This window comes from Sphingomonas sp. NPDC092440 (assembly GCF_044754985.1).
Lineage (GTDB): Bacteria > Pseudomonadota > Alphaproteobacteria > Sphingomonadales > Sphingomonadaceae > Sphingomonas.
Window position 1 is genome coordinate 57,963 of record NZ_JBIVQA010000010.1, and the last position, 23,063, is coordinate 81,025.

Sequence of the window (23,063 nt, forward strand, 5' to 3'; positions counted from 1 at the left end):
TGCCTTTCACCGTCATCCCCGCTTGCGCGGGGATGACGGGAGCAGAGGCTATTTCCCGCCCTTCGCCACTGCCTTGCACAGCCCGTCCGTCGCCAGCGCGATGCGCGATTCCGGCATGTCGCGGTTGCCCGGATCATTCTCCACGCCGCGCGTCTCGGTGTTGAAGGCGAGCAGCGTGCCCAGATGCTGGTCCGGGCACAGGCTCAGATAAGCGCGGAAGCCGTTCTGGTCGCCATTATGCCCGACGATGCGGATGCCGTCGGTCTTGTCGAGGAAGAAGGACAGGCCGCTCCAGGTGGTCGGCGCCATCCGCCCCTGCGTGAAATCCTCGCCCGCGCTGATCACCGGCCGCCACATCTCCTCGAGCGAGGCGCGCTTGAGGACCAGGTCGTACTCGGCGCCGCGCTTCGGATCGCCGAGCAGGAAGGCGACATATTTCGCCATGTCGGGCAGCGGCGCGTTGAGTCCGCCGTTCGAGACGGTCACGCCGGTATCGGCGTCGAACAGGGCGGGCACCCGCTTGCCGTCTCGGATATAATAGCTGCGGGCGCGGTGGGGCAGGAGATAGGGCGGGGTCCGGTCGAAATAGCTCGATTGCATGCCGAGCGGGCGCAGGATGTTCTTGTCGACATAGACTTCGAAATCCTCGCCCGAGAGCCGTTCGATCACCTGGCCGAGATAGACGATGCCGGGGTTGGAATAGCCGAACCGGCTGCCCGGTTTGAACTGCACCTCGGTATAGGGGATCATGGCCTCGAGCTGTTTCCAGCCGGGGGGCTCGAAGGGCTGCCATGGCTTGTCGCGCCACGGCCAGGTGCCGTTCCGGAAGCCGGCGCTGTGGCTCATCAGCTGGCGGAGGGTGATTGCGCCCGGATCGCCGAACGGGTCGTGCACTCCGGCGAGCTCGGGGACGTAGCGGATGATCGGGTCGTCGAGCTTCAGCAGCCCGCGGTCGCGCAGCTGCAGGATCGCGATGCCGGTCATCGTCTTGGTGATCGACGCCCAGTGATAGATGGTGCGCGCGTCGACCGGCACATGCGCCTCGGCATCCTGTTCGCCGATATGGTCGGCGACGATCGTGCGGCCGTCGCGGATCACATAGAAGCTGCTGCCGGCGATCCCGGCCCTGGCGACCTCGGCACGGTGGAGCGCGCGGAAATCGGCCACTGCCCTGTCGAGCGCCTTGTCGATGCCGCGATCCTGCGCGGCGGCAGGTGTGGCGGCGAGGGCGACGGCGAGCAGGCGCAGGGAGACGCGCCTCATGCCGGCCTCAGCGTGGTGCGCGCGGCGGCGCGGGCGTCGACCGCGGCGCGGCTGAACGGCATGGGCTGCATCCGCCCCTCCGCCCAGTTGCGATACTGGTCGCGATAATGCGGCGAGCGGGGATCGGTCGACTGGCCGGGCAGGATCAGCATCAGCGAATTGTCCCAGGCGCCGACGTCGATCACCTGGAGATAGCTCGCGCCGCCGCCGACCTGCCAGCCCGGGCCGGAGCCCAGCCAGCGCGCCATGACGGTATAGCCGTCGCCGCCCGAGCCCTCGCCCTCGATCGCCGGAAAGGCCCTGGCGATGGCGGGGATGGCGGAGAGCGGATGGCGCAGGCGCACCTGGTGGAGCGCGCCGTAGCGCCAGGCGGCGGGATCGGGGCCGAGCTTCTCGCGGGTCACGGCCCAGCCGGCGGCCAGCGCCGCATCGAGCATCGCGTCGCGCGCCGCGACCGGATCGGCGCCCAGCCGCGCGTCCGGCCTGGCCAGCGCGTCGAGCAGGATCGACGGCGCGATGCCGGGGATCAGCCCCCTGGCGCGGGCCGGCACGATCGCGGCGAGCATGCGCTTGCCGGCCTCGCGCCAGACTGCCTCGAACAGCGCGGCGGCGCCGCTGTCGCGGTCGATCCGGGCGTTCCAGCCGCGCAGCATCTCCACCGCGGGCCGGGCGGCGGGCGAGGGGGACTGGGGCAGCAGCGCGAGGAACTGGCGTGCCGGGGTGGAGAGCGTGTCGTGCTGGAGCGCGGCGCTGTCGGCCAGGCTGTGCCTGGGCTGGGCAGCGAGCACTTCGGCGATGCGATCGTAGCGATAGGGATCGCGGAAGGAGAAGGCCGGGATGCGGTCGCGCGGCCAGTCGGCGGGCAGGTTGTTCTGGTTGGCCGAGGCGAACCAGCCCTTGGCGGGGTTGTAGACGCTCGGCAGCGCCTCGAACTTGCGCATGCCGGTCCAGTCATAGCGCCCGTCGCCGGGCACCGGGAGCAGCCCGTCGCCCTGCTTGCGCACCGGCACGAAGCCGATCACCTGCCAGCCGGTGTTCCCGTCGATATCGGCATAGTGGAAGTTGGTGGGCGAGGGGTGGAGGGCGAAGGCCTTGCGCAGGCTTTCCCAGTCCCTGGCCAGGTTGATCGCGATCATCGCGAAGGCGCCGTCGCCGCCGGGCTGCATCGCGATCGTGGCGAGCGCGGTGGCGCGGCGCTTCGCGGGATCGTGCGAGATCACCGGACCCTGCACCGAATAGCGCAGCGTCACCGTGACGGGCGCACCGCCCTTCACCGCGATCGCTTCCTCCACCCTGTCGAACCGCTTCCAGCCGCCGTCGTGGCGATAGCGCTCGGGATCGGCCGGGTCGAGCTCGAGGACGAACAGGTCGCCCTGGTCGATATGGAAGTTGGTGCGGCCAAAGGCGAAGCGATCGGTATGGCCCTGCATGATGCCGGGCAGGCCGGGCGCGCCGCCGCCGATCAGGTCGAGCCCCGGCGCGGTCAGATGGGCGATATGGCGCGGGCTGAACCCGCCGATGCCGAGATGGGGATCATTGGCCAGGATCGGCCGGCCGGTGGCGGTGCGCGACGGCGACACCGTCCAGGCGTTGCTGCCGGCATTGGCGCGCTCGGCGGAAGCCGCCGCCGGGTCCTGGCCGGTGAGTTCGGCCCAGGGCAGGCTGTCGATGTTGAGCACGCCCAGGTCGGCCGTGCTCACCGCCGCCACGTCGAGCCCGTCGGGCACCTTCATCGTCCAGGCCGGGCGAAGCGGCGCGACGATCGCATCGAGATCGAGCAGCCCCAGGGCGGCGAGGCGGGCACGGCGGATCTCGTCGTCGACATTGCCGCTCGAGGCTTCGCGGGCACGCACCAGGTCGCGCAGGTCCCAGCGGATCGGGACGATCTGCAGAATGCGATATTCGAGCGGCAGCAGCGAGGGGTCGGCGATCACTTCGTCGATGCGCGCGTTGATGCCGGCGACATAGGCCCGGGCGCAGGCCAGCACATCGGCGGGCACGCGGCGCAGCTCGGCATCGATGTCGCCGCGATAGTGGAAGAGGCGGGCATTGGCGTCGTGCCGGGCGAAGCGCGCGCCGAACGCCTCGGCGAGCCGGCCCAGCTCGCGGCGATGCGACAGGTCGATCTGGAACAGCCGGTCGCGCGCGACGACATAGCCCTGGCCGAAGAACGCATCGGGGATCGTCGCGGCGCGGATGTGCGGCGTGCCCCATTCGTCGTCGACGATCTCGATCGGCGCGCTCGCCCCGCGCACGCGCTGCTGCTTCGCGGCGACCAGCCTGGGGCTCGCCATGGCGGCGGCGCCGGTGAGCAGCGCCGTGGTCGAGCTCAGCAGGAAGGCACGGCGGTTCAGCATAGGATATTCCCCGGATGGCGCTTTGGCGCGGAGGGTGGTCCGGGTGGGTGCGGCTGTCCATCGGAACATAGGTTCGACGGACATAACCTGGGGCTATTGGGGCTTTGCTCCCTCTCCCCTTCAGGGGAGAGGGAGCAGGAGGATCAGGCCCGCGCGCCGTCCGCCGCCACCGCTTCGTTCCAGCGCAGCGCCTTCAGCACGGTGTCGACGATGTTGTCGGCGTTGAGGCCCGCCTCGGCATATTGCAGCTCGGGCTTGTCCTGGTCCTGGAACAGGTCCGGCAGGCGCATCGTGCGCAGCTTGAGGCCCGTATCGATCAGGCCCTGGTCGCTCGCCATGGTGAGGACATGCGCGCCCAGGCCGCCGATCGCGCCTTCCTCGATCGTCACCGCCACCTCATGGGTGGCGAGCAGGCGGCGGATCAGCGCCTCGTCGAGCGGCTTGGCGAAGCGCAGGTCGGCGACCGTGGTCGAGAGCCCCTTGGCCTCGAGCGTGTCGGCCGCCTTGAGCGCCTCGGCCAAACGGGTGCCGAGCGAGAGGATCGCCACGGTCTTGCCCTCGCGGACGATGCGGCCCTTGCCGATCTCGAGCCGTTGCGGAACTTGCGGAAGCGCCACGCCGGTGCCGTTGCCGCGCGGATAGCGCAGCGCGATCGGGCCGCTGTCGTGCAGCACGGCGGTATGGGTCATATGGACCAGTTCGGCCTCGTCGGCCGCGGCCATCACCACCATGTTGGGCAGGGTGGCGAGATAGGTGATGTCGAAGCTGCCGGCATGGGTCGCGCCGTCCGCGCCGACCAGCCCCGCGCGATCGATCGCGAAGCGCACCGGCAGGTTCTGGATCGCCACGTCGTGCACGACCTGGTCATAGGCGCGCTGCAGGAAGGTCGAGTAGATCGCGCAGAAGGGGCGCATGCCCTGCGCCGCCAGCCCGGCGGCGAAGGTCACCGCGTGCTGCTCGGCGATGCCGACGTCGAAAGTGCGGTCCGGATAGGCCCTGGCGAAGCGATCGACGCCGGTGCCCGAGGGCATGGCTGCGGTGATCGCGACGATCCGCGGATCGTGCTCGGCGTCCTTGATCAGCTGGTCGGCGAAGACGTTCTGATAGGCGGGCGGGCCTGGCGGCGCCTTGGCCTGGGTGCCGGTGATCACGTCGAACTTCTGGACGCCGTGATATTTGTCCGCCGCCGCCTCGGCCGGGGCATAGCCCTTGCCCTTCTTGGTGACGACATGGACGAGGATCGGGCCTTCCTCGGCATCGCGGACATTCTCCAGCACCGGGATCAGGTGCTCGAGATTATGGCCGTCGATCGGGCCGACATAATAGAAGCCGAGCTCCTCGAAGAGCGTGCCGCCGGTGACGAGGCCGCGGGCGAACTCTTCCGTCTTGCCGGCCGCCGTGGTCAGGCGCCGGGAGAACTTTCGGATCGCGCGCTTCGCCAGGCTGCGCAGGCCCATATATTCGGACGACGACACCATCCGCGCCAGATAGGCGGAGAGCCCGCCCACCGGCGGCGCGATCGACATGTCGTTGTCGTTGAGGATCACCACCAGCCGGTTGCCCGCGGCCTCGGCATTGTTCATCGCCTCATAGGCCATGCCCGCGCTCATCGCGCCGTCGCCGATCACCGCGATGCCCTTGCCGGGCTTGTCGCTCAGCTTGTTGGCGATCGCGAAGCCCAGCGCGGCGCTGATCGAAGTCGAGCTATGGGCGGCGCCGAACGGGTCGTATTCGCTCTCGCTGCGCTTGGTGAAGCCCGAGAGCCCGCCGCCCTGGCGCAGGGTGCGGATCCGGTCGCGGCGGCCGGTGAGGATCTTGTGCGGATAGCATTGGTGCCCGACGTCCCAGATCAGCCGGTCGTCGGGCGTGTTGAAGACGTAGTGGATGGCGACCGTCAGCTCGACGACGCCGAGCCCGGAACCGAGATGCCCGCCGGTCGAGCCCACGGCCGAGATGGTTTCCGCGCGCAGCTCGTCGGCGAGCTGGCGAAGCTGCTTCGGATCGAGCTTGCGCAGGTCCTCGGGCGTATCGACGGTATCGAGCAGCGGCGTGCTGGGTAGATCGGCCATCCAACTGCCCTTACTCTTCCGATTCCGGGAAGTCGAACCTTGCGCGTGTGGATTTTGCGTGCAGGCGCCGTGCAGGGAGAGCGGTCAGTCGCAATCCGCGCATTTGCCGCGCACTTCGATCACCGGGCGCTCGGGTGAGAAGCCCATGTCCTTGGCAGCGGCGCGTACCGTCCTGGTGATCGAGTCGTCGTCGATATGCGTGGTCTGTCCGCAATTGTCGCAGACCAGGAAGATGCAGTCGTGCAGGCAGTCGGGATGCGTGTTCGCCATATAGGCATTGGCGCTCTCCACCCGCCGCGCGAGATTGGCGCCGACGAACAGGTCGAGGATGCGGTAGACGCTGTTGGCGGCGACGCGGCGCCCCTCCGCCTTGGAGACGGCCTCGGCGATGTCATAGGCGGAGGCCGGCTTGTCGAAGCCCGCCAGCGCTTCGAACACCCGCTCGCGCATGGTCGTCCATTGCTCGCCGGATTTCTCCAGCGTCGCCTGGGCGGCCTTGGTCAGATCGTTGCCGTGATGCTCGTGATGGTCGTGCGCGTGCATGGATCAGATGTAGGCCCGCAGGCCCCTCGCGGCAAGTTCAGTAGGTGGCGCGCCGGTTGAGATCATGGCCCAGCGCGACCAGGCTGACGCCCACCAAAGTCCAGAAAATCTCGAAATCGCCGTGCGGCAGCGACAATGCGCCGGCCATGATGCCGAGCCCGAAGGCACCGACGACCGCCGGGGCCATATAGCCGTGCGACATCACGCCCTTGACCAGCGCAAAGGCGCCGAAGCCGATCGCGAGGGTGAGGCCGATCTCGTGGATCGCCGGGTTGAGCAGGCCGCCGGCCGAGGAGATCACGGTGAGCAATATGGTGGTGGTGACGCAATGGACGAGGCACAGCCCGCTGATCCCGATCGCGATACGATCAAGGCGCGCATCGATGCCGCCCCACAAGCGGGCCAACGGAAGACTCACCGGCATGGCGCGGATATAGGGCAAGCGAGTTGAAGATACAACATAACATGCGGCGAAAATGGTTGCGGGTTCCATCGTCGTCGCGCCCGGGCCTGGGACGGATCGACATTCGGCTCTGTCCCTTCCGTTCCCGTTGGCGAAGAACGGAAGTTGCATGTCGGAGCCTTCCTCTTCCGTCATGCTGAACTTGTTTCAGCATCCAATTCTCCACCAGCGATATCGCCGGTGGCACGTCGGGCCCTGAAACAAGTTGGCGTTTATCCCCTCGGAACAAGGAGTGCCCGATAGCCGTCATCCCTGCGCAGGCGGGGATGACGGAATGGGGTGGACTTGTCTTTACGGGATAAGTGCCAAACAAGTTCAGGGTGACGAAGGCGGTTGGTTCGAAGTTTCCGGCCCGCCAAGCTATACCCCGAGCCTGAATGTCGATCTGTCCTGGGGTCGCGACGGTGGGGGACGGGATGGCGGGGTAGAATGGGGGCCGAATCTAACCCAGCAGGCCGTGCCCCTTGGCCCAGGCGAGAAACAGTTCGGGCCAGGCGTGCGCGGGCTTGCCCAGGGTGCGCGGTCCCCAGCCAAAGCCATGGCCGCCCTGCTCGAACAGATGCGTCTCCACCGGCACCTTGGCGGCCCTCAGGGCGGCGCGCAGGGCGATCGTGTTCTGGACCGGCACGGTGGCGTCGTCCTCGGCATGGCAGAGGAAACTGGGCGGCGTATGGGGTCCGACCTGGCGCTCGGGGGAGTGCTCGGCGGCCAGGGCGGGCGTGGCCGCCTTGCCGATGAGCAGGGTGCGCGAGCCCATATGCGCGAAGCCCGGGTCCATCGAGACGACCGGATAGATCGGCGCGGCGACGATCGGGCGCGCGTCGAGCGCGTCGGCCGGGTCGATCGGCGCATAGGGCGTGCGGCCGAAGCGCGCCGCGAGATCGGCGCAAAGATGCCCGCCGGCCGAGAAGCCCATGGCGCCAACGCGGGCGGGGTCGACTTTCCACTCGGCGGCGCGATGCCGGATCAGCCGCATCGCGCGCTGGGCATCGGCAAGGGCGACGTTGCCCGGGTCGCGCCAGGGGTCGCCGGGCAGGCGGTAGAAGAGCACGAAGGCAGTGATCCCGCGCGCGGCGAGCCAGGGGCCCAGCTCATAGCCTTCCTTGTCGACCACCACGCGCGCATAGCCGCCGCCGGGAATGACGAGCATCGCGGCGCCGTTCGGCCGGGCGGCCCGGAATAGGTCGAGCCGCGGCGTGCGGACATGCTCCATCGCGCGATCGGGAAAGCCCGGATCGGCACTGCGGACCACGACATGGTCCCGCAGCGCCTGGTCGAGCAGGCCCGGTGCCTCTCCCGGCCAGAGGCTGATGCGCGCATCGGGCACGACGGGGCCGGGCGGCGTATCGGACGCGGCCCTGGCGGCAAGCGGGAGCAGCGGGCCGGCCAGTCCGGCGGCGGCGAGCAGGTCGCGACGATCCATGACACCGGTGTACCCGGGCGGAGCGGCCGGCGGAAGGAAAAAGGCGCGGGTAGGCCGGGTGACGCTCTAGGGTACGCCACCCGGCCACGCCCGCACTCCCTATGTAAGGGATTTGCGGGCAGTTACCAGTGGCGTGCGTCCGGAAGCACCGGCCACACGCCGAATCATGCATGCCGGCCCAGATAATGCGCCTGGGCGGCTTCCGTGGCATTGATCGCGAGCAGCGAGCGCGCTTCCGCCGCGGTCCGGACGCGGCCGGACCGATCCGATGCGGCATCGAGCACCCGGTCGAGCAGTTCCTGCCCCTCGTGCCACCAGCCGATGCCGCTGGCGGCGTTGAGGTGCCCCTGCGGACCGGCATCGACGAAGAAGCTGCCCCAGCCCTTGGCCAGCTCACGGGCGCGATCGAAGCCGATCCAGGGATCGTCGCGGCTCGCCACGGTGATCGAGGGGAAGGGCAGCGGCCTGGCCGGCGCGGGCGCGAAGCCGGCAAGCTCGGACTTCACGTCCGGCCGGTCGACATCGGCGGGCGCCACCAGCAACGCCCCGGCCACCGGCCAGCCAAAGGGCTGGGGCGAGAGCTCCGCCCACCAGGCGACGGCGAGGCAGCCCAGACTGTGCGCCGCGAGCACCACCGGTGCCTGGGCGCCGCGGATCGCCTGGTCGAGCCTGGTCACCCAGGCATTGCGGTGCGGCGTATCCCACATGCCGAGCTCGACCCGGCTGGTATCGGGGCGGGACTGCTCCCAGAGCGTCTGCCAGTGCGAGGGCCCCGAGCCACCGAGCCCGGGGACGGTGAGGACGAGCGGCGAATGTTCGTCAAACGGAGCGAAGATACTCATTGCAATTGCACTCCAACGGGAGGGCAGGCCGGAGCTTCAATTTATTCCCACTATTTTAATGGGCAATAGCGGTTGCGCCGGATCGAAGCCCGGCTGCGGCAGTCCGTTGGGCGGGCCGTTGGGGCGGGTCATTTGCCGGGCGGCTTTGCATCCGGGGCGGTTGCACCTAAAGGCCGGGAATGCCCAAGCAGCGCGCCGACCAGATGCTCGTGGACCGTGGCCTTGCCGAGAGCCGGACGCGGGCCCAGGCGCTGATCATGGCCGGCCTGGTCTTCGCCGGCGACCGCAAGGTCGACAAGCCCGGCCAGCAATTCCCCGAGGAGACGGTGCTCGACGTGCGCGGGCGCGACCATCCCTGGGTGTCGCGCGGGGGGATCAAGCTGGCGCACGCGCTCGCGCATTTCGGCTGGGACGTGACGGGGGCGGTGGCGATCGACGTCGGCTCCTCGACCGGCGGCTTCACCGACGTGCTGCTGCGCAACGGCGCCGCCCGCGTCTATGCGGTGGACAGCGGCACCAACCAGCTTGCCTGGAAGCTGCGCCAGGATCCGCGCGTCGTCGTCCATGAGCAGACCAGCGCGCGGATCCTGACCGACGCGCACATCCCCGAGCCGGTGGACCTGATCGTCTGCGACGCGAGCTTCATCGGCCTGGCCAAGGTGCTCGAAGTGCCGTTCCGCTTCGCCCGGCCCGGTGCCCGGCTGGTCGCGCTGATCAAGCCGCAGTTCGAGGCCGGGCGCGACGAAGTGGGCAAGGGCGGGGTGGTCCGCGATGCCGCCGTGCACGAACGCGTCTGCCGCGAAGTGTCCGACTGGGTCGCCGCGCAGGGCTGGACCGTCGCCGGCGTCACCGCCAGCCCGATCACCGGGCCCGAGGGGAATGTCGAATTCCTGATCGCCGCGACGCGCGAAACATAACGGCAACGCTTGCGTTTCGGCGCGCTGCAACATAGCCCTTCACCGCCATGAGCATGAACCGGAGGGCACGTTGAGGGAAATCGCATCGAAAGGGCAGCTGAGGCTCGCCTATCTGCGATGGGCCGTGGTCACGGTGCCGTTCATCCTGCTGCTCGGCTTCACTTCGGCGCGCCTGGCGCCGTCGGGCAGCGCCAATCCGTGGTTCGCCCGGCTGGTGAAGCCCGCGATCATGCCGGAGGAATGGGTTTTCCCGGCGGCCTGGACCGCGCTCTACATATTGATGGGGCTGGCGCTGGCGATGATCATCAACGCGCGCGGATCGACGCTGCGCGGGCCGGCGCTGACCGTCTTCGCGGTGCAGATGGTGGTGAACCTCGTCTGGTCGCCGGTCTTTTTCGGCATGCACCAGGTGGTGCCGGCGCTGGCGATCCTGGGCGCGCTGTTCGTGCTCGCGCTGGTCACCTTCATCCTCTTCGCGCGCATCCGCACCTTCGCCGCGGTGCTGCTGGTCCCCTATCTCGCCTGGATCGCGTTCGCCGGGGTGCTTCTCTACCAGATCCACGAGCTCAATCCGAACGCGGGAAGCCTTGTATCTTCGCGTTCGGCTGACGAAATACAGATCAAGTGATCGCGCGAGGAATTTGAAATGCAGACCGACAACCGCCTGTTCGACGATTTCGTGAAGTTCGTGAACGGCGCGGCGGGCACGCTGGCCGGCGTCGCCCGCGAGACCGAAGGCGCCGCGCGCGAGCGTGCCCGCGAATGGATCGGCGGGATGGACTTTGTTTCCCGCGAGGAATTCGAAGCGGTGAAGGCGATGGCCGTGGCCGCGCGCGACGAGAACGAGGCACTCCACGCGCGCCTCGCCGCGCTCGAGGCACAGCTGGGCGGCGCTGCCAAGCCGGCGGCAGCACCCAAGGCGCCGAAATCGCCTAAAAAGCCGGCGGGACAAGTATAAACACCTTGTCCACAGCTTTTGCGCAGGGTTGTGAACCCCGCGCTTGTGCGGGCCCGATGCGGTTGGCAGATTCTGCCCAAGCAATCCGGCCCCAGTGGAGAAACTGATGCTCGACGAAGCGGAATTCGACCGCGACGACGCAGCCCCTATCGACATGCTCGAAAGCTATTTCGCCGCGCATGGCTGGACGCACAGCCGCGAGGAAGACGAGATCGTGGCGAAGGTGAAGGGCAGCTGGACGGAGTATGAGCTGCGCGCGATCTGGCGTGAGGATGATGGTGTGCTCCAGTTCCTCGCCTTTCCGGACATTCGCGTGGCCGACGAGCGCCGCATGGCGGTCTATGAGACGATCGGCCTGGTCAACGAGCAGCTCTGGATCGGCCATTTCGAGCTCTGGTCGCAGAGCGGCATCTTGCTGTTCCGCCACGCCGCGCTGATCGACGGCGAGGAGCCGACGCTGAGCCTGGCCCAGGCGGAGCTGCTGGTGGAGAGCGCGATCGACGAGTGCGAGCGCTTCTATCCCGTGTTCCAGTTCGTGCTGTGGGGCGGCAAGACCCCGCAGGACGCGCTGGCCGCCGCGCTCATCGAAACGCAGGGCGAGGCGTGAGCGCCACGCCCCCGGCCGGCCTCTGGCTGGTCGGCTGCGGCAACATGGCGGGCGCGATGCTGCGCCGCTGGATCGATGCCGGGACGGTGGATCCCGCAACGGTGTTCGTCGTCAACCGCCAGGATCGCGCGCTGCCCGAGGGCGTGCGCCAGGGCAGGGCCTTGCCCGAGGGCCCGCTTCCCCAGGCGGTGATGCTCGGCATGAAGCCGCAGCAGATCGACGCGGTCGCCGAGGCGCATGGCGATCGCATCGCCGGCGTGCCGCTCCTCGTCTCCATCCTTGCCGGTGTCGAATTGGCCTCGCTCGCGGGCCGGTTCCGGGCGGGGGCGATCGTCCGCGCCATGCCCAACCTGCCGGTCGCGATCGGCAAGGGCGTGGTGGGCCTGGCCGGCGATCGCAGCGCCGTTGTCGACGCGCTGATGCAGCCGCTCGGGCTGGTCGAGTGGGGCGACGAGGCGGGGCTGGACCGGCTCGGCGTGCTCGCCGGCTGTGGACCGGCCTTTGTCTATCGCTTCATCGATGCGCTCGCGGCGGGCGGGGTGTCGATCGGGTTCGGCGAGGAACAGGCGCTGCGGCTTGCCATCGCCACGGTGGAAGGGGCGGGGCTGCTCGCTGCCCGGGCCGACGCGCCGCCCTCGGCGCTCGTCGACCGGGTGGCCAGCCCGGGCGGCACGACCCGCAAGGGGCTCGACGTGCTCGACGCGGACGATGCGCTCGCGGCGCTGCTGCGCGCGACGCTCGGCGCATCGGCGCGCCGCAGCGCTGAAATGGCCGCCGCCGCCCGGCGCTGACCGGAACGCCCCCCGCCGCGCTTCGTTGTTGCGCCGACAGCGTAACATCGGAGTCGAGCGCCATGACGACCACCACCGCCACGCGGGACAGCAAGGGCCGCTTCACCGGATCCAAGCGGACGAGCACCACCCACAATCTCGGCGTGATCGCCGGTGCTGCGGCGGGCGGCGTGGCGCTGGGCGTGCTGGCGTTGCTGGGGCGCAAGGCCGTGGTGCAGGCGCCGAGCCTGCTCGCGGGCAATTGGGACGAGGCGCTCGCCACCGAGCATGAAGCGCTGCGCAAGGTGTTCGGCCAGATCGAGGCCACCGACGAGCATTCCTCGACCAAGCGCAACCTGCTGCTCGCGCATCTGAAGCACGCGCTGATGAAGCATGCGGTGGAGGAAGAGAACGTCATCTATCCGGCGCTGCGCGAGGCCGGGCAACGCGATGCCGCCGATCAGCTCACCAAGGAGCATGGCTATGTGAAGCAGCATCTCTACGAGCTGGAGAGCATTCCCACCGCCTCGCCCGACTGGATCGCCAGGATCCGCCGGTTCCGCGCCGAGATCGAGGCGCATATGGAGGAAGAGGAGCTGCGCCTGTTCCCGATGCTGCGCGCCCAGCTGAGCGACGAGAAGAACCGGGCGCTGACCCAGGCGATGAACCGGGAAGGGTTCAAGGTGGCGTGAGGCGCAGGACGTCCACTGTTGCTCATGCGCCGCAAGCGCTGCGCCCCGGGGCCATGTGCCGGCTTCCCTGAAGCCATTCTGACGGAAGGTTCGGAAGTATCCGCTTGGGGCTTTGTCACGCGTCGGCCATACTCGATATGCACACCGAAAAGCTGAAAGCTCGGGGACCTGGGGGGACGCATGTATCGTGGCATTGGATGCGCAGTCTTTTCGATTGCCTGTTGCGGCGGAGCGTTCGCCCAGGTCGCTCCGGCTTCTCCCGCCAGCCTGTCTGCCGCGGAGATCGTGAGCATCGAGAACGGCCTGACGCCACGCGTCGTTCTGGCCGATGAAACGCGAAAGACGTATAATCTCAACGACCGCATGACATTGCTTGGCGTCCCGGGCGTCAGCGTGGCCATTTTCGATGACCGGCACGTTATCTGGGCGAAGGGCTATGGATCCACCGATAGTCGACGTCTCCAGAGCGTCGACGTGCATACGCGTTTCCAGGCGGCTTCCATCAGCAAATCGGTCACCGCTTTTGCCGTGATGACCCTGGTCCAATCCAAAGGCCTGAACCTCGACCGGGATGTGAACGATTATCTTCGCACGTGGAAGGTTCCTTCAAGTGAACCCAACCGAACCGAGAAGGTCACGATCCGCCGATTGTTGAGCCACACCGCCGGGCTGAACGTTGGCGGCTTCGCCGGCTACGAGAAGACCCGGACAATACCCGATGCGGCCGGGGTGCTGGACGGCAAGGGCAACAGTCCCGCGCTGCGCGTCGAGGCGGTACCGGGATCGAGATATTCCTATTCGGGCGGTGGCTATGTCGTGCTGCAGAAGCTGATCGAGGATCAGTCCGGCATGTCCTTCGGCCGCTACCTGCAGCAACATGTGCTGACGCCGCTGCACATGGCCGACAGCACGTTCGACTCTTATCCCGAAGGGAATGTCAGCCTCGCCCATCAGTTCGATGGCCAACCCTTTCCCGGCGGCTGGCATGTCTATCCGGAGCTCGCGCCGGCCGGCTTGTGGACGACGCCCTCGGACATAGCGAAATTCTGTTTCGGCATGCTGAAGGCGCTGTCCGGAGCGAAGGGCGCATTGATATCCAGAGCGCTTGCCGAGCAGATGATCCAACCGAGCGGCAAACCGGGAGGTGGGGATGGCTACGGCCTCGGCTTCGAATTGCGCGGGAAGGATGCGACCGCCTCGTTCGGGCATGGTGGCAGCAATGCCGGCTTCAAGAGCGAGCTGTTCTATTTCCCGCAGCGCCGATTGGGAGTCGTCTTGATGACCAATTCCGAGAATGGCCGGGTGGTCAGAAATGAACTGGCCCGATCCATCTCGAACAAATTCGCACTGGGGTTGTTCCCGACGCGCGCGGTTACCCGGATCCCGGTGTCCGCTGACGAGCTGGCGGCGATCGCGGGGCGATATCAATATACCGGGGCGGAGAACTATTTCTTCAACGCGATCGCCGGAGCCGATAACGAGCTGGTCCTGAAGGACCTGACCACCGGAAAGACCAATCATCTGGTGGCGTTCGATCGCGACAAGTTCATCGATCGCTACACCGGTGAGGGAATCACCATCACCCGTGACGTTGCTACCGGAGCGATCACTGGCCTTCTGGACAATGACGGGGATGCGCTGCTGCGCGTGAAGGGCTGAAGTGTAACGCGGAGGAGGCTGGTAGTCACGGGCGCCCAGCCTTGGGTGGGAAGCTGCTCCTCTTCGCCAACTTCTCCACATAGCCGCACAGCATGTCCGCGATCGCTTCCGACCAGGCCGCGATCTCCGCCTCGGTCCGCGGCGTCTCGGAAAAGCTGCTGCCCAGCTGGCTGAGCGTCATCTTGATCAGGTCCCCCGCCAGCATCCGCGCATCCTCCGCCGCATCGGGCAGTGCCTCGCGCAGGAAGGCCCGGAAGACCTGCGCATTCTCTCCCTTCGCCTCGATCGCCTCGGGCGCGTCGCGATAGAGCGGGGCGGCGTCGCTGAGCGCGGTGCGGACCGCCGCTTCCTCGCATTCGGACTGGAGGAAGACATGGACCAGCCGCCGCAGCCGGGCGAGGGGCGGCGTGGCGGCATCCTCGAGGATGCCCCGCAGCATCGCCGAGGTGCGCCGCCATTCGTCGCTCTGCAGGCGGAACAGGATCGCCGCCTTGTTGGGGAAATATTGGTAGAGCGAGCCCACGCTCACCCCGGCACGCTCGGCGACTCGCGCGGTGGTGAAACGCTGCGCGCCTTCCTTCGTCAAAACCTGAACAGCCGCGTCGAGCACGGCCTCGACCAGCTGGCTCGAACGGGCCTGTCGCGGCTGTTTCCGCGAGGCGACGCGCGTGGTGCGGGGAGGGGTCATGCGGACGTGCTGCCAATGCGAATAGTCAAAACTGACGAACTAGTCGTATTTTCCGGGTCGGCGGGCAAGCCCCCGCCGCCACATGGAGAAACCCCGGATGACGACCCTGTCGAGCGCCCCCGTGGCGCCCCTGCTCGCGCGCCTGTTCGCCGAGACCGAAGCCAACCCGCCCGCCGCCAGCCCGGCCTTTGCCGGCATGACGAGCGAGGATCATCGCGCGATGATGCGCAGCAAGACGGGGTATCGCGATTTCTACGCGAAGCTCGCCGATTTCGCGCTGCCGGTCTCGCCCGAACTGGGCAGGCTGCTCTACATGCTGGCGCGCGCCACCCGAGCGCGCTCGATCGTCGAGTTCGGCACCTCGTTCGGCCTGTCGACGCTTCACCTGGCGGCGGCGCTGCGCGACAATGGCGGCGGCCGGCTGATCACCAGCGAGTTCGAGGCGGGCAAGCTCGCCCGTGCCCGGGCGAACCTGGCGGAAGCCGGACTGGCCGATCTTGTCGAGTTCCGCGAAGGCGACGCGCTGGAGACGCTGGCCACCGGCCTGCCCGAACCTATCGACCTGCTGCTGCTCGATGGCGCCAAGGCGCTCTATTCGGACATTCTCGACCGGGTCGAGAGCCGGTTGCGCCCCGGCGCGATCCTGATCGCCGACAATGCCGATTATTGCCCGGAATATCTGGAGCGGGTCGGCGATGTGGCGAACGGCTATATGTCGATGCCGTTCACCGACGAGGTGGAGCTGTCGATCCGGCTGGGGTGATCGCGCGCGGGAAGGGGACCGGAAGGCCCCTTCCCCTCGGGAAGGGGCTCGGCGGCCTATCGCCCCAGCGCCGCTACCCGCTGGCGCTCTTCCTCGGGCACCAGCCCTTCGAGCACGGCCCAGAAGCCGCCCACCGCGCCTTGGCCCGCGCTCGAATAGGCATTGGCCATCTTCTCGCGCAGCGCGTCGAACAGCGCGCCTTCGAGCTTCGTCCCCGCCGGGGTGAGCCGCAACAGGCGCTGGCGCCGGTCGCGGTCGCCGGTGCGAGTCTCGACGAAGCCGCGATCGGCCAGCTCGGTCAGCACCCGGCCGAGCGACTGCTTGGTGATCGCCAGGATCGCGAGCAGCTCGCTCACCGTCAGGTCCGGCTTGCGGGCGATGAAATAGAGGGCGCGATGATGCGCACGGCCCAGGCCCTGCGCCGCCAGCCCCGCGTCGATCGATCGGGTCAGATGCGCATACCCGAAATAGAGCAGCTCCACGCCGCGCCGGATCTCGGGCTCGCGCAGGAACAGCGGGGAAGCAGGAATTGGGGCAGCCATGTTGACGCTTTCTGCCACCGCGCCTAACCCGCTGCAAGCCGGTCCGGCAGAGTCGAAGGCGAGTGCAATGGAAGACACCACGATCCTGGATTTCGAGTTCGAGGCGCACCCCAATCCGGTCAGCGACGCCGACCGTGCGGCGGTGCTCGCCAATCCGGGTTTCGGCAAGGTGTTCACCGATCACATGGCGGTGATCAAGTACAGCGCCGACAAGGGCTGGCACGATGCGAAGATCCTGCCGCGCGGTCCGATCCAGGTCGATCCGGCCACGGCCGTGCTCCATTATGCCCAGGAGATCTTCGAGGGGCTGAAGGCCTATCGCCTGCCCGATGGCGGCGTGTCGCTGTTCCGCGCGGACGAGAATGCCCGCCGCTTCCGCGAATCCGCCGAGCGGATGGCGATGGCGCCGCTGCCGGACGCGCTGTTCCTGGACTCGATCCGCGAGTTGGTCCGCATCGATCAGAAATGGATTCCGGAGATCGAGGGTGGCTCGCTCTATCTGCGCCCCTTCATGTTCGCGAGCGAAGTGTTCCTGGGCGTGAAGCCGGCCAGCGAATATCTCTACATGGTGATCGCCTCGCCGGCGGGCGCCTATTTCAAGGGCGGCGCGCCGTCGGTGACGCTGTGGGTCTCGGAGCATTACACGCGCGCCGCGCCGGGCGGTACGGGCGCGGCGAAGTGCGGCGGCAATTATGCGGCCAGCCTGGTCGCGCAGAAGGAAGCGATCGACCAGGGATGCGATCAGGTGGTGTTCCTCGACGCGGTGGAGAATCGCTTCGTCGAGGAGCTGGGCGGCATGAACGTGATGTTCGTGATGGACGACGGCTCGATCGTCACGCCGCCGCTGGGGGGCACGATCCTGCCCGGGATCACCCGCGATTCGCTGATCACCCTGGCGCGGTCGCAGGGGATCGAGGTGCGCGAGGAACGCTATTCGATCGACCAGTGGAAGGCCGATGCCCAGAGCGGCAAGCTGCGCGAGGCCTTTGCCTGCGGCACCGCCGCGGTGCTCACGCCGATCGGCAAGGTGCGCGGCCGCGGCTATGAGTTCGTGATCGGAAACGGCGGACCGGGCATCCTTACCGAGAAGCTCAGGAGCGAGCTGGGCGGCATTCAGCGCGGAACCGCGCCGGACCCGCATGGCTGGGTTGAACGGCTCTCCTAAGTCCCTATAAGCGCGCTTCCCGCTGGGGCGTAGCCAAGTGGTAAGGCAACGGTTTTTGGTACCGTGTACCGAAGGTTCGAATCCTTCCGCCCCAGCCAAGGATCACATCCAGGCGCGATGACGGCCCATGAGCGGCCGTCATTCCGCGCGCCGTTCCGCCGAATCCCGGGTATTTGCCGCAAGCCGTGCGGGCGCTGAATCGCGCGGACGAACCGTCGTCGCGGCGAGTTTCCATCATTCGCTGGACCATGGCGACGAATTGCCGCCGCCGAGCGCATGGGCATTGCTTCCATTGCACGCCAAGGCGATAGGCGCTGCCGGATTGATCTGCTTCCCGAAAATAGCCTGTGCTTGATCGACAGGATTCGAGGCAATTTCTGTGACCTGATCGATGCAGAAGGGGCGCGATTGCAGTAGCCCTCAAAGGGGAGGGCATATGCGTCTTCGCTTGTTGGCGTGCACGAGCGCGCTGGCCATAGGTTTCGCGTCGCTGCCGGCGCATGCGCAGGAAGCCACGACCCAATCATATTCGCGGGAAGGATAACTTTAACGGGCCGCACTTTGGGTGGTTGGTGGGGCAATCCGTATGCTGCGGGCTCTCCGCGTGCTCGCGCTATTTCTCGGTCCGCAACCTCCGGGAACACGCCGGATACCCGGCCCCTCCTACGAGACGTTCAGCTGCCGCGCCGCCTCGCGCAGCACTTCGCGCCGAACCTTGCCGAGCGGCGTGAGGGGCAGTGCGTCGATATAGGCGACGCGCACCGGCGGCAGGTCGGGGATGACCAGAGCGCGGCCGATCGCGCCTTCGTCGATCGCGCCCTCGCGGACGATCGCCAGCCAGGGTTGGGCGATGCCCTGCGCGTCCTCGAGCGCGAAGGCGGCAACGCCGGCGACACCCGGGACCATGGCCACGGGCCCCTCCAGCGCGCCGGGAAGGAACTTCTGGCCACCGAAGTTCATCACTTCATCCTCCCGGCCTTCGATCTCCAGCATGCCGTCCGCGCGCATCGCGCCGATGTCGCCCGGATAGAACCAGCCGTCGCGGAAGCGATCGTCCGGGCCGCTGTCGCCGAGATAGCCGCCGACCACATCGGAGCCGCGCATGCGGACGCGGCCGCTGCTGCCGAGCGGGAGAATGCGGTCTCGTTCGTCGACGATCTCGATCTCGGACCAGGGAGTGATCCAGCCGACTGCGGTTTCGCCATCCAGGCTGGCGGCGAATCCGTTGGTGCAGACGCCTGCCTCTGTGGAAGCGTAAGTCACGTTGACAGTGCCGAGACGCAGCGCCGCGCGCGCCCGCAGCTTCGGCGCGGCATGCGCACCGCCGATCGCAATCTGGAGGCCGGGCAGCGGTGTCGCCTCCGCCGGCAGCGCGTCGAGGACGATGGCAAGCTGGGCCGGTGCGGCGAGCATGCCGGTCGGCTGGAGGATCGGCAGCGAGCGGGCGAGGATGGCGGGATCGGAAGAGCCGAACAGCACCGTGCCGCCCTTTGCCCAGCACCAGAGGAACAGCGGCAGCGCGCCGCTTTCGGGGCCGATCAGCGAGAGCAGCCGCTCATAGCCGAAATTGCGCGTCCAGGTATGCTCGATGCGGCGCTCCATCAGCGTCCAGCTCATGCCCACGGCCTTGGGCTCGCCGGTAGAGCCCGAGGAGAGCTGGACTCGGCCGAGCGCTTGCGCATCGACGGCGACCGGGGCGAGTTCCACGGGCGCCGCGGCCAGGGCTGCCGCGAGCCATGGCCCATCGACGAGCAGCGCCGGCGCGTGGGCCGGATCGTCGCTGAGCAGCTTCGCCGCACCGGCCAGCATGACCATCGGCCCGGCCATTTCCGGGATCAGCGACACCGTTGGCACGCCGCGCCGAGCGCAGGCGATTATGAGCAGCAGATGGCGATAGCTGTCGCGCACGCTGATCCCCACCAGCGCGGGCCCCGCTACGCCCGCTCGGTCGAGCGCGGCAGCGGCTTGATCGATGGCGCGGTCGAAGTCGCGGTAGCTGATATGCTCCGCCCCATTGGATACCGCGATGGCGAGCGGTGTCATGCGGGCCGAGAAGCGGACGAGACGGTCGAACATGTCAGATCACCAGCGAAGGAGGGTCAGAAGCGCCAGCTGAGCTGGGCCCGGGCGCCATGGTCGCTCGAACGATCCGCATAGGTGCCGGTGTAGGACACGCCAAGCCGGATATGCTCGCTCAAGTCGAGCGCCAGGCCGAGATCGACCGCGGCGCTGGACCGATCGAGCGGGATGCCATGTGCCTGGAACGCGCTGCCGCCGGCAAAGGCGAGGTCGATCCCGGGCACCCGGTCCCCGAACACCCGGCGCGCCGCCGCCGAACCGTCGAGGCTCAGCCTGGTGCCGCCCAGATCCCAGCCGATCCGCGCCTTGAGGCCGAGGCTGCCATAAGTCGCGTCGAACCCGTTGCCGCCGCCGTGCAGCGCCGCGGCCCCGCCATGCTCGTTCACCCCGCTATCGAACAGCGCGACATGCGCCAGGCCGACAAAGGGCTGGAGATCGATGCCGCCGATGCTGCCCTTGACGCCCAGCTGACCAAAGGCCTGGAAGGTGCGGGCATCGTAATTATCGCCGAGCAGCTGGCGGAGGCTGCCGAATGCGACATGGCGCTGTGAGGCGATCGCGTGCCAGCCATAGGCTGTGCCGAGCTGGATCGAGACCGGGCCATAGGAACCGAGCAGGCTGCCGCCCGCCTGGTAGCTCTCGGCCTTGTGTGTCGCGTTCGAGGTGCGGAACTCGCTGGTGCCGTAGCCGAGCGCCACGCCGATCCGCCAATGGCTACCGAACGAACCGTCGAAGCCGGTGACGAAGCCCTTGGCCGAACGCTTATAGCCTTGCGCCTGGGCGCTACCGTCGACGTCGCGCCACGCACCGGTCACGCGGCCCCAGGCCGCGAGACCATCGGCACCCGCCATCTCGTCACGCACGAGCATCGCATCGCGCATGAAGCGGCTGTCCTCGACCAGCGAAGCGCGCATGCTCGCATAGTCCGAGCCGGCGAGCTGGTCGAAGGCGGCGCGGGCTTCGGGTGCGGTGAGCGCCGCAACGGCTTCGTACACGCCATTGCCCGCGCCGAGCGCCTGTACCCGCGGCGCGACCGCGGCCTGGTTGCCGGTCTGCGCCACGGCGATGAAATCGACCGTGTTGCGCTTGAGGTTCAGCGTCACCGCATTGACGCCATAGGCCAGCGTCGGCGTCAGGAAGGCGAGGTTGGTCGTGACGTTCGAGAAAGTGCCGCTCAGGCCGCCGGCGGCGGTGAGGATCGTGTAGCTGGTATTGGCGGCATAGTTGCCGTCCGTGGCCAGCACGCGCACCGTCGCGCCGCTCGCGATCGAGGCGCTGCCGCCGACGACGATCTTGTCGCTCTGGCCCGCGGCATTGGCCTCCACTTCGAACACGCTGCCCGAGGCGAAGGCGAGATTGCCGGTGAAGGCGAGCGTGCCGATCGAGTTGCCCGGCGCGATCGTGCCGGCGATGCTGGCCGAACCCGCGGTGCCGCTGCCCTGCAGGCGGCCGCCCGCGAGCACGTCGATCGTGCCGCCCAGGGTGCCGTTGAGCGAGAACAGGCTCCCCGCGCCGACGGTGGCGGCACCGGCGAAGCCGGCGCTGTTGCCGGTGAGCAGCACGGTGCCGCCGCCCTGGAACAGCACGCTGCCGGTGCCGCCCAGGGTGCCGGCATAGGTGCCGTTCGCCGCCTGGCTGAAGACCAGGCTGGTGCCCTGGCTCAGATCGACATTGCCGGTGAACAGGGAAGTGGTGGAAACCAGGCTGCCGGCGGTGACTCGCCAGTCGCTGCTGCTCGCGCCGGTGAGGGTGAGCGCGCCGGCACCGGATTTCACATAGCTGCCGCCGCCGCTGATCGTGCCCGCGAAGCTGGCGTTGCCCGCCTGGTCGAACACGACGGTGCCGGCATTCTGGATGCTGCCCTGGATGGAGGCGGCATTGCCGATCAGCGTGCCCGCCTGGACGGCCGTTCCTCCCGCATAGCTGTTGGCGCCGGTCAGCACGAGCGTGCCGAGATCGGTCTTGACCAGCATGGCGCCGCCGGTGAGCGCCGAAGCGATGGTGGCCGTCATGCCGGTGCCGGCGGCGGTGCCGTCGCCGACACGGATGGTCGCCTGGGTGCCCGAGAGCGCCAAGGCGCCGCCAGAGAGCGTATAGCCGCCCGTTGCGAACTGCATGCCGGTGGCCGAGACTTGGCCGGCACCATTGTCGATCGTCACTGCGCCGCCATTGCCCTGGAACACCGCGAAGCTCGGCACCGGCTGCATCGGCCCGTTCACCGTGCCATTGGCATCGGTCCAGTTGCGGGTGCCGAGGCTCCAGCTGCCCGAGCCGCCATCGACGCGGCCATTGTCATGGCGCGCCGCCGCTGCGCCGTCCCAGAAGGCGAGCGTCGCGCCGCTGGTGTTGACCAGGTTGACCTGGCCGATATTGCCCGTCTGCACCGACAGGCCGGCGGCGCCGGCGCCGGTCACCGTGCCGAGGACGAGGCCGTTGTCGATGAGCGCACCGCCATAGGAGAACAGGCGATAGACGCCGGCGCCGAAGCTTGGCTGGGCGGCGATGTTGAGCGTGCCGTCGAGTGTCAGGTCGCCGCCTACCGCGAACAATGCGGTGGCCGAGGGCTGGGACAGGGTGACGTCGATCACCGAGCCCGAAGCGAGGGTGAGCGCGCCCATCGACAGCGTGCCGCCGGTGGTGCCGACCAGATGCGCGCCGTCCGCGATGCTGACCGTGCCGCCGATGCTGCCGGTGCCCGAAAGCGTGCTCGCGACCTGCACGTTGCCGCCCAGCTGGCCGATGACCGCGAGGCCGCCGCCCGATACGGTGGTGGTACCGGCAAAGGCTGCGCTGTTGCCGCTCAGCGCCAGCAGGCCGGTGCCGATCTGCGCGACTGTACCGCTGCCAGAGAAGCTGCCGCCATAGGTCGTGGCGCTGGCCCGGTCGAAGGCGAGCGTGCCGCCGTTGATCTGCGCCGAACCGCCGGCGAAGCTGCCGTGCAGCACCGAAACGCCGCTGTTCTGCACCAGGGTGCCGGTGCCGAGATTTGCGTTCACGGTCGCGCCGTCGAGCATGTAGCTCGCCGCCGAGAGCGTGCCGGTGCCCGTGAGGGTTCCGGCGAGCGCCAGCGTTGCGACGCTGGCGCCGAAGCCCTGGAGGTCGAGCGTCGCGCCGCGCGCTACGGTCACGGCCGCGCCGTCGGCAAGGCGATCCGTGCCGCCGAGCCTCAGCGTGCCGCCGTCGATCCGGACGATGCCGCTCGCGGCGGTTCCGCCGAGCAGCGAGATCCCCGAATGCTGGACGAGCGTGCCGGTGCCGAGATT

Annotated in this window: 21 protein-coding genes and 1 tRNA gene; 11 read left to right on the plus strand and 11 right to left on the minus strand. The window is 68.3% G+C overall.

Going from position 1 to position 23,063, the window contains the following annotated elements; all coding sequences use genetic code 11:
- Positions 1-48: 48 nt before the first annotated feature.
- The 7 genes from ACIQCS_RS17200 to ACIQCS_RS17230 form a co-directional block, all read right to left on the minus strand.
- On the minus strand, positions 49-1,263 hold the full coding sequence (locus tag ACIQCS_RS17200) for a serine hydrolase domain-containing protein (protein ID WP_345848119.1): 1,215 nt from the start codon (positions 1,261-1,263) through the stop codon (positions 49-51).
- Positions 1,260-3,620 carry a penicillin acylase family protein gene (locus ACIQCS_RS17205; protein WP_345848117.1) on the minus strand — a complete coding sequence of 787 codons (2,361 nt, stop codon included), beginning with the start codon at positions 3,618-3,620 and terminating at the stop codon, positions 1,260-1,262. The genes ACIQCS_RS17200 and ACIQCS_RS17205 overlap by 4 nt, the downstream gene beginning before the upstream one ends.
- A 143-nt stretch (positions 3,621-3,763) precedes the next feature.
- Complete coding sequence (gene dxs / locus ACIQCS_RS17210) at positions 3,764-5,689, minus strand: 1-deoxy-D-xylulose-5-phosphate synthase (RefSeq protein WP_345848116.1); 1,926 nt, start codon at positions 5,687-5,689, stop codon at positions 3,764-3,766.
- 84 nt (positions 5,690-5,773) lie between these two features.
- On the minus strand, positions 5,774-6,232 hold the full coding sequence (locus ACIQCS_RS17215) for a transcriptional repressor (RefSeq protein ID WP_345848114.1): 459 nt from the start codon (positions 6,230-6,232) through the stop codon (positions 5,774-5,776).
- Between the two features lie 37 nt (positions 6,233-6,269).
- Positions 6,270-6,638, minus strand: a complete 369-nt coding sequence (locus tag ACIQCS_RS17220) for a MerC domain-containing protein (RefSeq protein WP_401531376.1) — start codon at positions 6,636-6,638, stop codon at positions 6,270-6,272.
- A gap of 499 nt (positions 6,639-7,137) precedes the next feature.
- Positions 7,138-8,118, minus strand: a complete 981-nt coding sequence (locus ACIQCS_RS17225) for an alpha/beta hydrolase (protein WP_345848112.1) — start codon at positions 8,116-8,118, stop codon at positions 7,138-7,140.
- Positions 8,119-8,282: 164 nt separating this feature from the next.
- Positions 8,283-8,960 (minus strand): alpha/beta hydrolase, encoded by a 678-nt coding sequence (locus ACIQCS_RS17230; protein ID WP_280278932.1) that lies wholly within the window; start codon positions 8,958-8,960, stop codon positions 8,283-8,285.
- A gap of 179 nt (positions 8,961-9,139) precedes the next feature.
- On the opposite strand from ACIQCS_RS17230, the gene ACIQCS_RS17235 reads away from it, so the two are divergent.
- The 7 genes from ACIQCS_RS17235 (at position 9,140) to ACIQCS_RS17265 (ending at position 14,563) form a co-directional block, all read left to right on the plus strand.
- The gene (locus ACIQCS_RS17235) at positions 9,140-9,877 is read left to right on the plus strand and encodes a TlyA family RNA methyltransferase (protein ID WP_345848110.1); all 738 of its coding nucleotides are present in this window, start codon (positions 9,140-9,142) and stop codon (positions 9,875-9,877) included.
- 70 nt (positions 9,878-9,947) lie between these two features.
- Positions 9,948-10,505, plus strand: coding sequence for a TspO/MBR family protein (locus ACIQCS_RS17240; protein ID WP_345848109.1), 558 nt, complete (start codon positions 9,948-9,950; stop codon positions 10,503-10,505).
- Positions 10,506-10,523: 18 nt separating this feature from the next.
- Positions 10,524-10,835, plus strand: coding sequence for an accessory factor UbiK family protein (locus ACIQCS_RS17245; RefSeq protein WP_345848108.1), 312 nt, complete (start codon positions 10,524-10,526; stop codon positions 10,833-10,835).
- Positions 10,836-10,941: 106 nt separating this feature from the next.
- Positions 10,942-11,442, plus strand: a complete 501-nt coding sequence (locus ACIQCS_RS17250) for a YbjN domain-containing protein (protein ID WP_345848107.1) — start codon at positions 10,942-10,944, stop codon at positions 11,440-11,442.
- 44 nt (positions 11,443-11,486) lie between these two features.
- Complete coding sequence (locus tag ACIQCS_RS17255; protein ID WP_345851995.1) at positions 11,487-12,233, plus strand: pyrroline-5-carboxylate reductase dimerization domain-containing protein; 747 nt, start codon at positions 11,487-11,489, stop codon at positions 12,231-12,233.
- A gap of 62 nt (positions 12,234-12,295) precedes the next feature.
- The gene (locus tag ACIQCS_RS17260; RefSeq protein WP_345848105.1) at positions 12,296-12,904 is read left to right on the plus strand and encodes a hemerythrin domain-containing protein; all 609 of its coding nucleotides are present in this window, start codon (positions 12,296-12,298) and stop codon (positions 12,902-12,904) included.
- A 180-nt stretch (positions 12,905-13,084) separates the two neighbouring features.
- Entirely contained in the window at positions 13,085-14,563 is a 1,479-nt protein-coding gene (locus tag ACIQCS_RS17265; RefSeq protein WP_345848104.1) for a serine hydrolase domain-containing protein, read from the plus strand.
- Positions 14,564-14,588: 25 nt separating this feature from the next.
- On the opposite strand, the gene ACIQCS_RS17270 is transcribed toward ACIQCS_RS17265, so the two are convergent.
- Positions 14,589-15,251, minus strand: coding sequence for a TetR family transcriptional regulator (locus tag ACIQCS_RS17270; protein ID WP_345848102.1), 663 nt, complete (start codon positions 15,249-15,251; stop codon positions 14,589-14,591).
- A gap of 97 nt (positions 15,252-15,348) precedes the next feature.
- Here ACIQCS_RS17270 and ACIQCS_RS17275 point away from each other — a divergent pair, with 97 nt between their 5' ends.
- On the plus strand, positions 15,349-16,014 hold the full coding sequence (locus ACIQCS_RS17275) for a class I SAM-dependent methyltransferase (RefSeq protein ID WP_345848101.1): 666 nt from the start codon (positions 15,349-15,351) through the stop codon (positions 16,012-16,014).
- A 56-nt stretch (positions 16,015-16,070) separates the two neighbouring features.
- On the opposite strand, the gene ACIQCS_RS17280 is transcribed toward ACIQCS_RS17275, so the two are convergent.
- On the minus strand, positions 16,071-16,556 hold the full coding sequence (locus ACIQCS_RS17280; protein ID WP_345848100.1) for a MarR family transcriptional regulator: 486 nt from the start codon (positions 16,554-16,556) through the stop codon (positions 16,071-16,073).
- A gap of 67 nt (positions 16,557-16,623) precedes the next feature.
- On the opposite strand from ACIQCS_RS17280, the gene ACIQCS_RS17285 reads away from it, so the two are divergent.
- From ACIQCS_RS17285 to ACIQCS_RS17295, 3 genes are all read left to right on the plus strand, one after another.
- The gene (locus tag ACIQCS_RS17285) at positions 16,624-17,721 is read left to right on the plus strand and encodes a branched-chain amino acid aminotransferase (RefSeq protein WP_345848099.1); all 1,098 of its coding nucleotides are present in this window, start codon (positions 16,624-16,626) and stop codon (positions 17,719-17,721) included.
- A 23-nt stretch (positions 17,722-17,744) separates the two neighbouring features.
- Positions 17,745-17,819, plus strand: a tRNA-Gln gene (locus ACIQCS_RS17290).
- 29 nt (positions 17,820-17,848) lie between these two features.
- Positions 17,849-18,076 carry a hypothetical protein gene (locus ACIQCS_RS17295; RefSeq protein ID WP_345848098.1) on the plus strand — a complete coding sequence of 76 codons (228 nt, stop codon included), beginning with the start codon at positions 17,849-17,851 and terminating at the stop codon, positions 18,074-18,076.
- A 308-nt stretch (positions 18,077-18,384) separates the two neighbouring features.
- On the opposite strand, the gene ACIQCS_RS17300 is transcribed toward ACIQCS_RS17295, so the two are convergent.
- Together ACIQCS_RS17300 and ACIQCS_RS17305 are read right to left on the minus strand one after the other, a co-directional pair.
- Positions 18,385-19,797: a class I adenylate-forming enzyme family protein gene (locus ACIQCS_RS17300; RefSeq protein ID WP_345848097.1), complete on the minus strand. Its 1,413-nt coding sequence runs from the start codon at positions 19,795-19,797 to the stop codon at positions 18,385-18,387.
- Positions 19,798-19,820: 23 nt separating this feature from the next.
- Positions 19,821-23,063: autotransporter domain-containing protein (locus ACIQCS_RS17305; RefSeq protein ID WP_401531381.1), on the minus strand; the 3,243-nt coding region annotated here is incomplete at its 5' end.

What these genes read in the sequence shown, in the direction of transcription:
- ACIQCS_RS17250 (WP_345848107.1), top strand. Translation starts at nt 10,942, where the DNA reads ATGCTCGACGAAGCGGAATTCGACCGCGACGACGCAGCCCCTATCGAC.
- ACIQCS_RS17270 (WP_345848102.1), bottom strand. Translation starts at nt 15,251, where the DNA reads ATGACCCCTCCCCGCACCACGCGCGTCGCCTCGCGGAAACAGCCGCGA.
- ACIQCS_RS17300 (WP_345848097.1), bottom strand. Translation starts at nt 19,797, where the DNA reads ATGTTCGACCGTCTCGTCCGCTTCTCGGCCCGCATGACACCGCTCGCC.
- ACIQCS_RS17265 (WP_345848104.1), top strand. Translation starts at nt 13,085, where the DNA reads ATGTATCGTGGCATTGGATGCGCAGTCTTTTCGATTGCCTGTTGCGGC.
- ACIQCS_RS17280 (WP_345848100.1), bottom strand. Translation starts at nt 16,556, where the DNA reads ATGGCTGCCCCAATTCCTGCTTCCCCGCTGTTCCTGCGCGAGCCCGAG.
- ACIQCS_RS17255 (WP_345851995.1), top strand. Translation starts at nt 11,487, where the DNA reads ATGGCGGGCGCGATGCTGCGCCGCTGGATCGATGCCGGGACGGTGGAT.
- ACIQCS_RS17275 (WP_345848101.1), top strand. Translation starts at nt 15,349, where the DNA reads ATGACGACCCTGTCGAGCGCCCCCGTGGCGCCCCTGCTCGCGCGCCTG.
- ACIQCS_RS17295 (WP_345848098.1), top strand. Translation starts at nt 17,849, where the DNA reads ATGAGCGGCCGTCATTCCGCGCGCCGTTCCGCCGAATCCCGGGTATTT.
- ACIQCS_RS17215 (WP_345848114.1), bottom strand. Translation starts at nt 6,232, where the DNA reads ATGCACGCGCACGACCATCACGAGCATCACGGCAACGATCTGACCAAG.
- ACIQCS_RS17260 (WP_345848105.1), top strand. Translation starts at nt 12,296, where the DNA reads ATGACGACCACCACCGCCACGCGGGACAGCAAGGGCCGCTTCACCGGA.
- ACIQCS_RS17225 (WP_345848112.1), bottom strand. Translation starts at nt 8,118, where the DNA reads ATGGATCGTCGCGACCTGCTCGCCGCCGCCGGACTGGCCGGCCCGCTG.
- ACIQCS_RS17205 (WP_345848117.1), bottom strand. Translation starts at nt 3,620, where the DNA reads ATGCTGAACCGCCGTGCCTTCCTGCTGAGCTCGACCACGGCGCTGCTC.
- ACIQCS_RS17235 (WP_345848110.1), top strand. Translation starts at nt 9,140, where the DNA reads ATGCCCAAGCAGCGCGCCGACCAGATGCTCGTGGACCGTGGCCTTGCC.
- ACIQCS_RS17245 (WP_345848108.1), top strand. Translation starts at nt 10,524, where the DNA reads ATGCAGACCGACAACCGCCTGTTCGACGATTTCGTGAAGTTCGTGAAC.
- ACIQCS_RS17230 (WP_280278932.1), bottom strand. Translation starts at nt 8,960, where the DNA reads ATGAGTATCTTCGCTCCGTTTGACGAACATTCGCCGCTCGTCCTCACC.
- dxs (WP_345848116.1), bottom strand. Translation starts at nt 5,689, where the DNA reads ATGGCCGATCTACCCAGCACGCCGCTGCTCGATACCGTCGATACGCCC.
- ACIQCS_RS17200 (WP_345848119.1), bottom strand. Translation starts at nt 1,263, where the DNA reads ATGAGGCGCGTCTCCCTGCGCCTGCTCGCCGTCGCCCTCGCCGCCACA.
- ACIQCS_RS17285 (WP_345848099.1), top strand. Translation starts at nt 16,624, where the DNA reads ATGGAAGACACCACGATCCTGGATTTCGAGTTCGAGGCGCACCCCAAT.